The organism is Rhizobacter sp. (assembly GCA_021153565.1).
Lineage (GTDB): Bacteria > Pseudomonadota > Gammaproteobacteria > Burkholderiales > Burkholderiaceae_C > Albitalea.
Genome location: JAJKJU010000161.1, coordinates 1 through 15,709 on the forward strand (window position 1 = coordinate 1; position 15,709 = coordinate 15,709).

General features: G+C 62.7%; 9 protein-coding genes and 1 pseudogene. 6 read left to right on the forward strand and 4 right to left on the reverse strand.

The genetic code is table 11. The features are described 5' to 3' along the window. Positions 1-224: 224 nt before the first annotated feature. The 4 genes and pseudogenes from lpdA to aceE form a co-directional block, all read right to left on the reverse strand. Positions 225-2,012, reverse strand: a complete 1,788-nt coding sequence (gene lpdA / locus AC30NL_RS09780; protein WP_489463811.1) for a dihydrolipoyl dehydrogenase — start codon at positions 2,010-2,012, stop codon at positions 225-227. Positions 2,013-2,024: 12 nt separating this feature from the next. Further along, positions 2,025-2,597, reverse strand: coding sequence for an MFS transporter (locus AC30NL_RS09785; RefSeq protein WP_489463812.1), 573 nt, complete (start codon positions 2,595-2,597; stop codon positions 2,025-2,027). Positions 2,598-2,855: 258 nt separating this feature from the next. Next, positions 2,856-4,526 (reverse strand): annotated as a pseudogene (gene aceF, locus AC30NL_RS09790) (dihydrolipoyllysine-residue acetyltransferase). Between the two features lie 23 nt (positions 4,527-4,549). Continuing rightward, the gene (aceE, locus tag AC30NL_RS09795) at positions 4,550-7,258 is read right to left on the reverse strand and encodes a pyruvate dehydrogenase (acetyl-transferring), homodimeric type (RefSeq protein WP_489463813.1); all 2,709 of its coding nucleotides are present in this window, start codon (positions 7,256-7,258) and stop codon (positions 4,550-4,552) included. Between the two features lie 257 nt (positions 7,259-7,515). On the opposite strand from aceE, the gene AC30NL_RS09800 reads away from it, so the two are divergent. The 6 genes from AC30NL_RS09800 to cobI form a co-directional block, all read left to right on the forward strand. After that, positions 7,516-10,062 (forward strand): PAS domain-containing sensor histidine kinase, encoded by a 2,547-nt coding sequence (locus AC30NL_RS09800; protein WP_489463814.1) that lies wholly within the window; start codon positions 7,516-7,518, stop codon positions 10,060-10,062. Then, positions 10,059-10,682: a response regulator transcription factor gene (locus AC30NL_RS09805; protein ID WP_489463815.1), complete on the forward strand. Its 624-nt coding sequence runs from the start codon at positions 10,059-10,061 to the stop codon at positions 10,680-10,682. Before AC30NL_RS09800 ends, AC30NL_RS09805 begins: the two co-directional genes overlap by 4 nt. A gap of 223 nt (positions 10,683-10,905) precedes the next feature. After that, entirely contained in the window at positions 10,906-11,766 is an 861-nt protein-coding gene (gene folD / locus AC30NL_RS09810; RefSeq protein ID WP_489463816.1) for a bifunctional methylenetetrahydrofolate dehydrogenase/methenyltetrahydrofolate cyclohydrolase FolD, read from the forward strand. Between the two features lie 24 nt (positions 11,767-11,790). Continuing rightward, positions 11,791-13,836, forward strand: a complete 2,046-nt coding sequence (locus AC30NL_RS09815) for a M3 family metallopeptidase (RefSeq protein ID WP_489463817.1) — start codon at positions 11,791-11,793, stop codon at positions 13,834-13,836. Positions 13,837-13,918: 82 nt separating this feature from the next. Beyond that, positions 13,919-14,554: a glutaredoxin family protein gene (locus AC30NL_RS09820; protein ID WP_489463818.1), complete on the forward strand. Its 636-nt coding sequence runs from the start codon at positions 13,919-13,921 to the stop codon at positions 14,552-14,554. 374 nt (positions 14,555-14,928) lie between these two features. Then, positions 14,929-15,709 (forward strand): precorrin-2 C(20)-methyltransferase (cobI, locus tag AC30NL_RS09825; protein ID WP_489463819.1); only part of this gene is annotated, 781 nt, incomplete at its 3' end.

Below are 15,709 nucleotides of genomic sequence, written 5' to 3' on the forward strand. Positions count from 1 at the left end.
CCGGCGGGGGGAGAGGGTTGGGGTGAGGGGCCTCTCAAAAATCACCCCCATCTCCCAGCATCTGAAATTCACATCGATTTCGGTCGAAAACTGACATCACTTCAAGAGAATGCCGTCAAAGCCAGTAAAGACGCGCAACTTTCCGCGTGTCCAGCGTGCGTAAAGGTCTGAGAGGTCCACTGCAAGGCGGGAACAGCGATGCGTGCCCCCCCCTCTGCAAATGCTCAGCGTTTGACCGGCGGCAAGTCCGTGCACTCGCCTTCAAAAGCTTCTGCCGCCAGGCCGATGCTCTCTCCGAGCGTCGGGTGCGGGTGGATGGTCTTGCCGATGTCCACCGCGTCCGCGCCCATCTCGATCGCCAACGCGATCTCGCCGATCATGTCGCCCGCATGCGTGCCTACGATGCCGCCGCCAACGATGACGTGGGATTCCTCATCGAACAGCAGCTTGGTGAACCCCTCGTCGCGACCGTTCGCAATTGCACGGCCCGAGGCGGTCCAAGGGAACAGCCCCTTCTTGACCTTGAGCCCCTGGGCCTTCGCCTCGTCCTCGGTCACGCCCACCCACGCAACTTCCGGATCGGTGTAGGCCACGCTCGGAATCACCCGCGCATCGAACGCGGCCTTGTGACCGGCAGCCACTTCTGCTGCCACGTGCGCTTCGTGCACCGCTTTGTGGGCAAGCATGGGCTGGCCCACGATGTCGCCGATGGCAAAGATGTGCGGCACGTTGGTGCGCATCTGGATGTCGACCGGAATGAAGCCGCGATCACCCACCATCACGCCGGCCTTGTCCGCCCCGATGCGCTTGCCGTTGGGCACGCGGCCAACAGCCTGCAACACGAGGTCATACAGCTGCGGCTCCTTGGGCGCGGCCTCGCCTTCGAAACGCACGAGGATCCCGTCCTTGGTGGCTTCGCCGCCCACGGTCTTCGTCTTCAACATGATGTTGTCGAAGCGCGGGGCGTTCATCTTCTGCCACACCTTGACGAGGTCGCGATCCGCGCCCTGCATCAGGCCGTCGAGCATTTCGACAACGTCGAGCCGCGCGCCGAGCGTTGAGTACACCGTGCCCATTTCCAGGCCGATGATGCCGCCGCCGACGACCAGCATGCGCTTGGGCCGCTGGCGCAGTTCGAGTGCGCCGGTGGAGGTCACGACACGCGGATCGTCTTTTGGCAGGAAGGGCAGCTTCACCGCTTCGGAGCCGGCCGCGATGATGGCGTTCTTGAACTTGATGGTCTGGATCTTCCCATCGGCCATCGTCACTTTCATGTGGTGCGGATCGGCGAATTCGCCGTTGCCCTGCACCACTGTCACCTTGCGCATCTTCGCCATCGCGGCGAGTCCACCGGTGAGCTTGCCGACAACCTTGCCCTTGTGGGCACGCAACTTGTCCAGGTCGACGGAAGGCTCGGCGAAAGTGACGCCGAAGGAATCGAAGTGCTTGACTTCGTCCATCACGGCAGCAACGTGCAGCAGCGCCTTCGATGGGATGCAACCGACGTTGAGGCACACGCCGCCAAGAGTGGGAAAGCGCTCCACGAGCACGGTCTTCAGCCCCAGGTCCGCCGCGCGGAAGGCGCCCGAATAACCGCCGGGCCCCGCGCCGAGCACGAGCATGTCGCACTCGATATCGGCCCCACCCGAATAGCTCGCCGCTGCCGGAGCCACCGCTTCCTCCCCTCTCGCGGGAGAGGGTTGCGGTGAGGGGGGCGATGCGCGAGCGGGACTCGGTGACGGGGCTGCGACAGGCTCAGCGCGAACGGAACTGGCATCGGCCTCGAGAGACAAGATCACCGTCCCCTCGCTCACCGTGTCCCCGATCTTGACCTTCAGCTCCTTCACCACCCCGGCATGCGACGAAGGAATCTCCATCGACGCCTTGTCGCTCTCCACGGTGATGAGCGACTGTTCCACCTTCACGGTATCGCCCGGCTTTACCAGCACCTCGATGATCGCCACGTCCTTGAAGTCGCCAATGTCGGGAACCTTGATGTCGATGGAAGGCATGTCTTGTTTCAGTCAGTCTTGAAGTTTGATGGTGTGAACGCGCACGGGACCGCTCGAGTTCTTGTCGAATTCGCAGCCGGCCTTCACGCCGATTTCCGCGACTTCCTTGGCCGTCCTGGCACGGTCGTAGGACGCATACATCGCACCGAGAGCGAAGCCACGGCCGGTGCCGATGCCCCAGAAGCGATCGAATTCGAACACTTCCCGATAGGAGTAAACGCCGAAGATTCCTTTGGGATTGGCAATGAGCGCCGTGAACTGCGAACTCTCGTAGGGGTCGGAATCCTCTTCCTTGGTGTTGAGGAAAAAGGTGTCCTTCAGCTTCGGATGCAGCCTCAAGAACGTGTCGAAGACTTCATCACGCGACCCGAGGCGAAGCTCTTCAGGCGACAGCCCGTTGAGCGCTCGTCGCAGCACCGGGAAGTGCGCCGTCGTACCCGACATGCCGAACCACGATTCGCCTACCTTGAAGAGTTTCTCGTTGGCCTCGTAGCCATGCGCAAGCCTGGTGTCTCCGAAGGTCACCAGACTGTCGCCTGCAATCGCCACTTGACCGCCCTTTCGGACCACCACGACTGTCGTCATTTGTTTTCCTTCTTCGAACGCCCCACTAGTGTCGCGTCAAGCCACAAGTGTCGGTTGATCGCGCCGCTGTCGCAGCGCAGTGCAAGGCGCGCCGACGAGTCATAGCCGTCGCTATGGCGAGGAGACGCAACGCCGCAATGCGCTTCGAGAGCAAGCGAGCAGCCGGCATTTGTGGCTTGACGCGACGCCAGGCCGCCCCAGGGAACGTCCACGCCCCTTGGGGGAACAGGAGCGCAGCGAGGCGGGGGCATGATTTCTTTATAGAAGTACGCGACGGAAATCAGCGAGTATTTGTCCCAGATAAGCATTGAATCGAGCCGCCGCCGCACCGTCGATGACGCGATGGTCCCAGCTGAGCGACAGCGGCAGCATCAATCGGGGCTGGAAGGCTTTTCCATCCCACTTGGGCTCGGTGGCAGACTTGCACACGCCGAGGATGGCGACTTCAGGCGCGTTGATGATGGGCGTGAAATAGCGTCCGCCAATGCCGCCCAGCGACGAGATCGAGAAGCAGCCTCCCGTCATGTCGGTCGGGCCCAGCTTGCCGTCGCGCGCCTTCTTGGCAAGATCGCTCATCTCTTGAGAGATCTGCAGGACGCCCTTCTTGTCAGCGTCCCTGATCACCGGCACCACGAGGCCATTGGGCGTATCTGCCGCGAAGCCGATGTGAAAGTACTGCTTGAGCACTATTTGCTCGCCGTCAAGCGACGCATTGAACTCCGGGAACTTCTTGAGTGCGGCCACACAGGCCTTGATCAGGAAGGCGAGCATCGTGACCTTGATGCCTGACTTCTCGTTCTCCTTGTTCAGTTGAACGCGGAAGGCTTCGAGTTCGGTGATGTCGGCGTCGTCATGGTTGGTGACATGCGGAATGACCACCCAGTTGCGATGCAGGTTGGCGCCGCTGATCTTCTTGATGCGCGACAGGTCCTTGCGCTAGACCGCGCCAAACTTGGTGAAGTCGACCTGCGGCCACGGCAGGAGGCCGGGGAAAGCGCCTGCGTTTGCCGCTGCAGCAGGCGCCTTCGAGGCTTGGGCCTTGGTCTGCACGCTGCCGGCCATCACACCCTTGACGAAGGCATTGACGTCGTCCTGGGTGATGCGGCCTTTAGGCCCCGTCCCCTTCACCTCTTCCAGCGGCACGCCCAGTTCGCGGGCGAGCTTGCGAACGGTGGGAGATGCGTGAGGAAGATTGCCCTTGGGAGCAGTCGGCTCGTGAGGAGGAAGCGCGGCTGTCGGCACATGCTTCTCGGGTGCCGGCGCCTCGCTCGCTTTTGCTACCGCAGGAGCAGGTGAAGCCTGGACGGCAGACGCCGCCGCGGCCGGTGCCGGGGCAGCACCAGTCCCCTCCACCACCGCAACCAGCGACCCCTTCTTCACCTTGTCGCCGACCTTGACCTTCACTTCCTTCACGACGCCGGCGTGTGACGACGGTATTTCCATCGACGCCTTGTCGCTCTCGACGGTGATCAGGCTTTGCTCGGCCTTGATGGTGTCGCCGGCCTTGATGAACACCTCGATGACAGCCACTTCGTCGAAGTCGCCGATGTCGGGGACTTCGACGTCGACCGGACCGCTTGAAGTGCTTGCTTGAGCGGGCTCGGCACGAATGGGTGCCGGCGAAGCTGCCGCCGCGGGAGCTGCAGATGCGGCAGATGCGGTAGGTGCCGCCGCAGCGGGTGCCGAAGCCTCCTTGCCCTCCACCACCAAGAGCGTCGAGCCCTGGCTCACCTTGTCGCCGATCTTGACTTTCAGCTCCTTGACCAACCCCGCGTGCGTCGATGGAATTTCCATCGATGCCTTGTCGCTTTCCACCGTGATCAGGGATTGTTCCGCTTTAACGGTATCGCCCGGCTTCACCAGCAGTTCGATGATCTCCACATCCTTGAAGTCTCCGATGTCCGGAACTTTGACTTCCACCAATGCCATGTTGTTAGTCTCCGCGTTTCTTGTCAGGCGTATAGCGGGTTGATCTTGTCGGCGTTAATGCCGTATTTCTTTATCGCCTCAGCGACCTTCGAAGTCGGCAGTGTGCCTTCTTCCGCGAGCGCCTTCAGCGCGGCGACGACGACATAGTGGCGATTGACTTCGAAATGCTCGCGCAGCTTGCTGCGAAAGTCGCTGCGGCCAAAGCCGTCCGTGCCCAACACCTTGTAGACGCGACCCTTGGGCATGAACTGGCGAATCTGATCCGCGTAGGCCTTCATGTAGTCGGTGGATGCGATCACCGGCCCGACGTGCGGTTCCAGTTGCTGCGCCACGAACGGCACGCGTTGGCGCTCGGTGGGATGCAGCAGGTTCCAGCGCTCGGCGTCCTGGCCGTCTCGGGCCAGTTCGTTGAAGCTCGGACAACTCCAGATGTTGGCCGCCACCCCCCAGTCCTTCTCGAGCAGTTCCCGGGCGGCAATGCTTTCGCGAAGAATAGTGCCCGAGCCCAACAGGTTCACGCGCGGCGTCTTCTTCGCGCCTTCTTGCAGCAGGTACATGCCCTTGATGATCTGCTCTTCGGTGCCCGGCTTCAGGCCAGGCATGGCATAGTTTTCGTTGAGCAGCGTCAGGTAGAAGTAGACGTTGTCCTGCTTCTCGACCATGCGCTTCAGGCCGTGATGCAGGATCACGCCCACTTCGTGCGCAAAGGTCGGGTCGTAGCTGATGCAGTTCGGGATCGTGCCCGCAAGGATGTGGCTGTGGCCGTCCTCGTGCTGCAGGCCCTCGCCGTTCAGAGTCGTGCGCCCTGAGGTGCCGCCCAGCAGGAAGCCACGCGCCTGCATGTCGCCCGCCGCCCAGGCCAGGTCGCCGATGCGCTGGAAGCCGAACATCGAGTAGTACACGTAGAACGGAATCATGATGCGGTTGTTCGTCGAATACGACGTCGCCGCCGCAATCCACGAGCTCATGCCGCCTGCTTCGTTGATGCCTTCCTGCAGGATCTGCCCGGCCTTGTCTTCCTTGTAGTACATGACTTGGTCTTTATCGACCGGCGTGTACTTCTGGCCCTCGGGGTTGTAGATGCCGATCTGGCGGAAGAGGCCTTCCATGCCGAAGGTACGCGCCTCGTCGACGAGGATGGGCACCGCGCGCGGGCCGATGTCCTTGTCGCGCAACAGTTGTGTGAGGAAGCGGACGTAGGCCTGCGTGGTGGAAATCTCCCGGCCTTCCGCCGTCGGCTCCAGCACGGCCTTGAAGGTCTCCAGATCGGGCACCTTCAGCTGTTCGTCGGCCTTTGTGCGGCGATGCGGCAGGTAGCCGCCCAGCGCCTTGCGGCGCTCGTGCAGGTACTTCATCTCGACCGTGTCGTCGGCCGGCTTGTAGAACGGAATGCCTGCGTCGATCTCGGCATCGCTCACGGGAATGTTGAAGCGGTCGCGGAAGCTCTTGATGTCGTCGTCGGTGAGCTTCTTGGTCTGGTGCGCGGTGTTCTTGCCTTCGCCGCTCTTGCCCATGCCGAAGCCCTTGACCGTCTTGATGAGCAAGACGGTCGGCTGCCCCTTGGTGTTCACCGCTCGGTGATACGCCGCATACACCTTCTGCGGATCATGGCCGCCGCGCTGCAGGCGCCAGATGTCCTCGTCGCTCATCTTCGCGACCATCTCCAGCGCCTTGGGATGGCGTCCGAAGAAGTGCTTGCGCACGAAGGCGCCGTCGTTGGCCTTCATCGCCTGATAGTCGCCATCGACAACGTCCATCATGATCTTGCGCAGGATCTCTTCCTTGTCTCGTGCGAGCAGCGGATCCCAGTAGCTGCCCCACAGCAGCTTGATGACGTTCCAGCCGGAGCCCCGGAACTCGCCTTCGAGCTCCTGGATGATCTTGCCGTTGCCGCGGACGGGTCCGTCCAGGCGTTGCAGGTTGCAATTGACGACGAAGATCAGGTTGTCGAGCTTCTCGCGCGCAGCGAGGCCGATTGCGCCCAAGGATTCAGGCTCGTCCATCTCGCCGTCGCCACAGAACACCCACACCTTGCGGTTCTCGGTGTTGGCGATACCGCGAGCATGCAGGTACTTGAGGAAGCGCGCCTGGTAGATCGCCATCAACGGGCCCAGGCCCATCGACACAGTCGGGAACTGCCAGAACTCGGGCATCAGCTTCGGGTGCGGATAGCTCGAGATTCCCTTGCCGTCGACTTCCTGGCGGAAGTTGAGCAACTGCTCTTCGCTGATGCGGCCTTCCATGAAGGCGCGGGCGTAGATGCCGGGCGACGAGTGGCCCTGGATGTACAAAAGGTCGCCGCCATGGTCGCCGTCTTCGGCGTGCCAGAAGTGGTTGAAGCCCGCGCCGAACATGGTGGCGAGCGACGCGAAGGACGAAATGTGGCCGCCGAGGTCGCCGCCGTCCGCGGGGTGCAGGCGGTTGGCCTTCACCACCATCGCCATCGCGTTCCAGCGCATGTAGGCGCGAAGGCGCTCTTCGATCTCGAGGTTGCCAGGACAGCGCTCTTCCTGTTCGACGGGGATGGTGTTGACGTAGGCCGTGTTGGCCGAGAACGGCACGTCGATGCCCGCCTGACGCGCGTGGCTGATCAGTTCTTCGAGAAGGAAGTGCGCGCGCTCACCGCCTTCGGTTGCGATGACGGCTGACAAGGCGTCCAGCCATTCGCGGGTTTCCTGGGCATCGGTGTCGTTCGCTGCGGCACCGAGAAAGGGTTCAGGCATGGCGGACATGAGCTTGTCTCCTGTTATCTATAAGCCCCCTGGACGCCTGTGGCGTCGGCCCCCGCTGCGGGGGCGAATCGTCGCCTTGGGGCGGCCCGGCGTCGACTTTTGCGAAGGCGCGAAGTCTCGCACAACTCGCTTGACTTTTCAAATTGTGCGAGACGATTTCATATGGCGATATACGTACAAAGACGTACGGGGACACGGCAGCGGTTGCGACGCGAGTGGCGCAGCGGTGGTGGGCAGGGCACTCGATAATCCCGACCATGCCATCAAGCTTCAAATTCGCGGCGCCACAGCGCAGTACACCCACACTGCCGCGTCGGCTGTTCGGCCGCTGGTGGCGCAGGCAGTCGCCTGCGCAGCAGGACCGCTTCGCGACGCTGGGCCCTCTCATCTCCGTGCTGCTGTTTCTCGCGGCCATCATTTCTGCCTTCTGGTACCTGCGCAACGAGGAGTTCGAGCGCGAGCAGGAATCAGTCAAGCGCGACACAGAGATCGCGCAGCAGCAGATCCGCCTGCGCTTGATCGAGAACCAGGAGCAACTCGTCCGCATCGCGCGAGAGGTCGTCACCAAGGCCATCGACCAGCACGAATTTCTCGGGCAGGCAGCGAGCTTCACGCGAGAGCGCCCGGAGATCAATCACCTCTTCTGGATTAACGCCGCGCGGGTGCGCAAAGCGGCGTACTCGGCCATCAGCTTCAATCCGGAGATTGGCCTCACGGGCGAGGAATACGGGACGTCCCTGCCCAAGGAGGGCGAGTCCACCGAGCCGGAAATCGCCTTCATCGCGGCCCGCACCTTGCGCCAGCCGGTCTACACGCGACCGTTCACTGACGCCTACGGCATGCCGGTGATCCAGGTACAGATTCCCCTCATCGACCGCGCCGCGTTCAGCGGCACGCTGGTGGCGGAGTACTCGGTGGAGGCGTTGATGCGCTACTTCGTGCCGGTCGAGGTGTCGAACCGCCACGCGATCAGCCTGGTCGATGCGCAGGAGCACGTGCTTGCGAGCACGGTCACACCGATGCCTGGGCAAAAGATACAGCCTGCGTCCATCGTGCACAACGTGCCGGTGGCACCGGCTGGCGACGGACTGATCCTGCGCGGGCACGGGTATCGCACATCCATTGGCCTCATCAGCAACACGCTGTTCTGGATGGTCGCGGCGCTGAGTGTGTTGACCGTGTGGATGCTGCTGGGCACCTGGCGTCACATGGGCCGGCGACTGCAGATGCAGAACGCGCTGGTGTCGGAGGCCAACTTCCGGCGCGCAATGGAAAACTCCATGCTCACAGGCATGCGGGCGATGGACATGGACGGCCGCATCACCTATGTGAATCCGGCCTTCTGCGCGATGACCGGATTCTCCGAAGCCGAGTTGATTGGCAGGCAGCCGCCCTTCCCGCACTGGCCGCCCGACCGCCATGAAGAGAACAACCGACTCTTCCAGCAGGAACTGCAAGGCCGAAGCCCCGCGGGCGGCATTGAAGTGAAGGTGATGCGCAAGGACGGCAGTCTCTTCGATGCGCGCATGTACGTATCGCCTCTGATCGACCCCAGGGCACAGCAGACGGGCTGGATGACATCGATGACCAACATCACCGAGGCCAAGCGAATTCGCGACCAACTCTCGGCCTCGCACGAGCGCTTCACGACCGTGCTCGAAGGCCTGGATGCGGCCGTGTCGGTGCTGTCGGTCCAGCAGGGCGAACTGCTCTTTGCCAACCGCTCGTACCGCCTCTGGTTCGGCGCCGACGCCAACGGGCACGGGATGCTGGCAGGTGAAGATCCCGATCTTCCCAGCCTCGCCGAATCGGACGATTCCGTCGACAGCTTCGGCGGCCTTCCCGCGCAGGAACTGACCGAGATCGGCTCGGACCCGCGCGAGGTCTACATCGAGCCTTTGAAGAAATGGTTCGACGTGCGGTCACGCTACCTGCAATGGACCGACGGCCGGCTCGCGCAGATGCTGATCGCGACCGACATCACCGCCCGCCGAAGTGCCGAAGCACTGGCCGCGAGCCAGGCCGAGAAAGCACAGGTCACGAGCCGCCTCGTCACCATGGGCGAAATGGCCTCTTCCGTGGCCCACGAGCTGAACCAGCCGCTCACAGCCATCGCCAACTATTGCAACGGCATGGTCACACGTGTCAACAACGACGCGATCCAGAAGGAAGACCTGATCGCCGCTCTGGAGAAGACCTCGCGCCAGGCGCAGCGGGCCGGACAGATCATTCACCGCATACGCAACTTTGTGAAGAAGAGCGAGCCCCAGCGCCAACCCTCGCAGGCCAAGACCATCGTGGAAGACGCAGTCGACCTCGCGAGCATCGAATTGCGCCGACGCAACGTGGCCATACACACCTACGTCGCGCAGCGCCTGCCAACGCTGATGGTCGACCCCATCCTCATCGAACAGGTGGTCCTCAACCTGCTCAAGAACGCGGCCGAGGCCATCGACATGGCGCATCTTCCGCCCGCGCGCCGCAACATCGAGTTGCGGGTGGTGCCGCGGCATACGCCTGAAGAAGGTGGAGTCATTGAATTTTCCGTCACGGACATGGGACCGGGCCTCAAGGAGGAAGTCATCTCGCGGCTGTACGAAGCATTCTTCTCGACGAAGGCTGAAGGCCTGGGCATCGGCTTGAGCCTTTGCCGCTCGATCATCGAATCCCACAGAGGGCGGATCCGAGCACAGAACCTCTACAATGGCGCCTGCGTCGTGGGCTGCAGCTTCACCTTCACGCTGCCGGTCGAAACCACCCGGCACGATCCCCTTTCAACCTCTAACACTGTTGTCACTTCATGAGCTTGATTCCGAAGAAAGGCACGGTCTATGTCGTCGACGACGACGAAGCGGTTCGCGATTCGCTGCAATGGCTGCTCGAAGGCAAGGACTACAGGGTCAAGTGCTTTGACTCATCGGAATCATTCCTTTCTCGCTTCGATCCGCGTGAAGTAGCCTGCCTCATTGCCGACATCCGCATGGATGGCATGAGCGGAATCGAACTCCAGGATCGTCTGCTTGAGCGCCATTCGCCGCTCCCCATCGTCTTCATCACCGGCCACGGCGACGTGCCGATGGCAGTCACAACGATGAAGAAGGGCGCGATGGACTTCATCGAAAAGCCTTTCAAGGAAGCAGAGCTGCTAGGCCTCGTGGAGCGCATGCTCGACCAGGCTCGCGCCGCCTTCAGCCAACATCAGGAAGCCGTCAGCCGCGACGCCTTGCTGTCTCGACTGACCACGCGTGAAGCCCAGGTGCTGGAGCGCATCGTCGCCGGCCGACTCAACAAGCAGATCGCCGACGACTTGGGCATCAGCATCAAGACGGTGGAGGCGCACCGCGCCAACATCATGGAAAAGTTGAACGCCAACACCGTAGCTGATCTGCTAAAGATCGCGCTCGGCGCGCAGGCGAAGCAATAGCCCCCCAGTCGCTTCGCTCCTGCCCCCAAGGGGCGCCACCCAGAGGACCGGCAGAGCCGGATCCTCGGGTGCGACAGAGCCCCCCAGTCGCTTCGCTCCTGCCCCCAAGGGGCGCCACCCAGAGGACCGGCGAAGCCGGATCCTCGGGCGTTGCTTGATGGTGCAATCGCTGCGCTCTGCGGGTGATGCTTCAATATCATGCTTCGATCTCGAGGATTCATTCATGACCGCACAACTCATCGACGGCAACGCGCTTGCCAAGTCCATCCGCGCTGAAGTCGCCAAGCGCGCCGCCGCCCTCACTGCTCGCGGCCAGCAGCCCGGCCTCGCGGTCATCCTGGTGGGCGACGACCCGGCCTCGCAGGTCTACGTCAAGCACAAGGTCAACGACTGCGAGACAAGCGGCGTGCGCTCGGTGCTCGACAAGTACGACGCCACACTGACCGAAGCAGCGCTGCTCGCGCGCATCGAGGCACTGAACAACGACCCGACCATCCACGGTATTCTGGTCCAGATGCCCTTGCCCAAGCATATCGATCCGCACAAGGTCATCGAGACCATCTCTCCCTTGAAGGACGTCGATGGGTTCCACGTGCAAAGCGCAGGCGCGCTAATGGTCGGCCAACCGGGTTTCCGCCCCTGCACACCTTACGGCTGCATGAAGCTCATCGAAACCACCGGGCTCGCGCTCAAGGGCAAGAACGCAGTGGTCATCGGGCGAAGCAACACCGTGGGCAAGCCCATGGCAATGCTGCTCCTGCAAGCCAATGCCACCGTCACGATCTGCCACAGCAACACCGCCGATATTGGACAGTACACGCGAAACGCTGACGTGGTGGTCGCGGCAGTGGGTCGCCGCAACGTTCTCACCGCCGACATGGTCAAGCCGGGCGCGGTCGTCATCGATGTGGGCATGAACCGCAACGACGAGGGCAAGCTCTGCGGCGATGTCGATTTTGCAGGCGTGTCGCAGGTGGCAGGCTGGATCACGCCGGTCCCCGGTGGCGTTGGCCCCATGACTCGTGCGATGCTGCTCGTGAATACCATCGAGGCCGCGGAACGTAAGGCCGCTGCGAAAGTCTGACTCTGCGAATCACAGGGAAACTCCATGACGAATCCGCTGCTCCAAGCCGAAGGCCTGCCGGCTTTCGACCAGATCCGCCCCGACCATGTCGCGCCCGCGATCGACATGCTGTTGAAGCAGGCCGATGAGGCCCTTGAGAAAGGCGTCGGCCCCGATGTACCGGCCGACTACGACGCCCTGTCCGCCGTACTCGACGTGGCCAGCGAGCGGCTCAAGTCCGCCTGGGGTGCCGTGAGCCATCTGAACGCCGTGGCCGACACGCCCGAACTGCGCGCCGCCTACACCACTGCGTTGCCCAAGGTCACCGAACTTTTCAGCCGTCACGCCGCCGACGAACGCCTCTACGCCAAATACAAGGCCGTCACCAACGCACCAAGCGCAAGTTCGCTGAGCGCGCCGCGCCGCAAGGCCTTGTCCAATGCCATGCGCGACTTCGTGCTTGCCGGCGCCGAATTGCAGGGCGAGGCCAAGCAACGCTTCCAGCAATTGCAGGAGCTGCAGGCCGACCTGTCTCAGAAGTTTTCCGAGCACGTGCTCGATGCAACCGACGGCTTCTCGTACTACGCGACCGAAGATGAGCTCCTGGGGGTTCCCGCCGATGTGAAGCAGGCCGCACGCGCCGCCGCGCAAGCAGAAGGCAAAGACGGCTACCGCATCACCCTGCACTTCCCGAGCTACTTTCCCGTGCTGCAATATGGCGAGAACCGAGCCCTGCGTGAGGCGCTCTACCGCGCCAACGTGACGCGCGCGAGCGAGTTCGGCAAGACCGAACTCGACAATACCGGCGTGATGAGCAAGCTGCTGACACTGCGGCAGGAAGAAGCATCGCTCCTGGGCTACGCCAACTACGCGGAGGTGTCGCTGGTGCCGAAGATGGCCCACTCTCCAACGCAGGTGCTCGACTTTCTGCGCGACCTGTCCCATCGCGCCCGGCCCTATGCCGAGCGTGACCTGAACGAACTGCGCGAGTTTGCCAAGACCGACCTGAACCTGCCGGATCTGCAAGCATGGGACGTCGCTTTCGCCAGCGAGAAACTGAAGCAAGCCCGCTATGCCTTCAGCGACCAGGAGGTGAAGCAGTACTTCACCGAACCCAAGGTGCTCGAAGGCCTGTTTCGCCTCATCGAGACGCTGTTCGACGTATCGGTTCGCCCCGACAGCGCGCCGGTTTGGCATCCGAGCGTTCGCTTCTTCCGCATTGAACGCGCCGGCCAGTTGGTCGGTCAGTTCTACCTCGACCCCTATGCCCGGCCCGGCAAGCGCCCGGGCGCATGGATGGACGACGTGCGCGGCCGCTGGGCGCGTCCCGAGGGGTTGCTGCAGACCCCGGTCGCGCACCTCGTGTGCAACTTCGCGCCACCGCTGGAAGTCGATGGCAAGCTGCGCCCCGCGCTGCTGACGCACGACGAAGTGACAACGCTCTTCCACGAGTTCGGCCACGGCCTGCACCACATGCTCACCCAGGTGAACGACGTAGGCGTGTCAGGCATCTCCGGCGTCGAATGGGATGCGGTGGAGTTGCCCAGCCAGTTCATGGAAAATTTCTGTTGGGAGTGGGACGTGGTCAAGCGACTCACCGCGCACATCGACACCGGCGAGCCGCTACCGCGCGAACTCTTCGACCGCATGCTCGCGGCCAAGAATTTCCAGAGCGGTTTGCAGACCTTGCGCCAAGTCGAGTTCTCGCTGTTCGACATGAGGTTGCATGCCGAGCCGGGCAGCGAAGAGCGCATCCAGGGCGTCCTGGACGAAGTGCGCGCCGAGGTGTCGGTGTTTCCACCTCCTTCGTTTAACCGCTTCCAAAATACCTTCTCGCACATCTTCGGCGGTGGCTATGCGGCCGGCTACTACAGTTACAAGTGGGCAGAGGTGCTGAGCGCCGACGCGTGGAGCGCGTTCGAAGAATCGGCTGAGAAGAACGGCACCGTGCTCGATATCGAGAGCGGCCGGCGCTACCGGGAGGCCGTGCTCGAATCGGGCGGCAGTCGCACTGCCATGGAAAGTTTCAAAGCCTTCCGCGGCCGCGAGCCCCGCATCGACGCGTTGTTGCGACACCAAGGCATGTCGTGACCGAGTTGGCTTTAGCACATGTCCTTAAACCCGCTTTCGACTTTAGATTTCGTGGCTTAGATTCGTGGACCGGAGCATCCCCATGAACAGAATTACTCGAAACCTTTATCTGCTGGCACCTGTCGCCGCGCTGATTGCCGGCTTGTCCGCCCAGGCTCACGCCCAGGTCCAGCCGCAATACAAGGTTGTGTCGCCGGATGGCAAGGTGACCTATACAGACACCCCCCCGGTACAGGCGGGCGGCAACAAAGTTAGCAAGCTCGGCGAGAACGTGAGCGCGATCCCGCAAGCGTCTCTGCCTTTGGAATTGCGGCAGGCGACACAGCGCTTTCCAGTGACTCTCTACGTGATGAAGGTTTGCGATCCGTGCGACTCGGCGCGAGCCTTCCTTCGGCAGCGCGGTGTACCGTTCACCGAAAAGCTGATCGTGAGCAGAGAGGATGGAGAGGCATTGCAGCGCATCTCGGGCGGTCGGGATACGCCGACGCTCACCATCGGCGCACAAGTGTTGCGCGGGTTGACGACGGACACGTGGTCGTCGTACCTGGACTCAGCCGGGTATCCGCATGAGTCCCACCTCCCGGCCAACTATCAGTACCCGGCTGCCACGACCTTGACGGAGCCTGCGGCACCCGTCGAACGAAAGGCCGCTCAGCAACCACAACAGCAACCGCAAGTACCCACGGAGAAGCCGGCGCCGGGCGGCATCAAGTTCTGAGAGGACACCCCTTTCAGGGTCTTGTATTGGCTCCTCTCCCCTCTGGGGAGAGGTTGGGTGAGGGGCTGCGGTGATGTCAACCCATGGCTTTATTCACCGCCCACGGCCCTCACCCCAGCCCTCTCCCAGAGGGAGAGGGAGCGAAGACCTTCGACGAGTTCAGGAAGAAATACTCTCAGCCTCTCAGGGGGTACCCCCTTTCAAGGTTTTGTATTGGCTCCTCTCCCCTCTGGGGAGAGGTTGGGTGAGGGGCTGCGGTGATGGCAACCCATGGCCTTATTCACTGCCTACGACCTCACCCCAGCCCTCTCCCAGAGCTCCCAGAGGGAGAGGGAGCGAAGGCCTTGAAAGGGGTGCATCCAAGGAGACATCCGATGAGCGACCGTGAGCCCGACCTGCTTGGAGCGTCGCTCGCCGTACCGGCTGCCGACAACACGACCGGTCGCCTGATTGGCGTCAGCCTGGGCCCTGGCGACCCGGACCTGATCACGCGTCGTGCATGGGCGCTGCTGGAGCGCCGCGACACCGTGTGGACCTACCCGACCCGCAGCACCAAGACGCCGAGCTACGCCTTCGACATCGTCGTGCGCTCCGGCATTGAACTTCCCGCGCAGCACCAGCCGTTGCTGTTCCCGATGACGCACGACGAAGCCAAGCTGCTGCGCCACTGGCACCGCGCGGCCGAGGCCGTGCTGCCCCTGCTGCAGACCGGGGTGGACGTGCTGTTCCTGGTCGAGGGCGACGCCTCCACCTATGCGACCTTCGGCCACCTCGCTCGCACCGTGCGCGCGCTGGACGAGCGCGTCGCTGTGGACGTCGTTCCCGGCGTCAACTCATTCACCGCCGCCTGCGCCACGCTCGGCCTGCCTTTTGCCGAGCAGGACGACACCGTCGCGATCGTGCCTGCCGCTTACGGCGTGAGCGCGGTCGATCGGCTGCTGGCCGACTTCGACACCTTGGTGTTGATGAAGGTCAAGCCGCTGATGGATGAGTTGATCGACTGGCTCGAACTGCGCGGCCTGCTCGGCCGTACGCAGTTCATTGAACGCTGCGGCGCGCCGGACGAGCGGGTGGTGACAAACCTGCTCAGCCTGCGCGGCCAGAAAGTCAGCTACCTGTCTTTGATGATCGTGAAGAACCCGCAGCGCGTGCGCG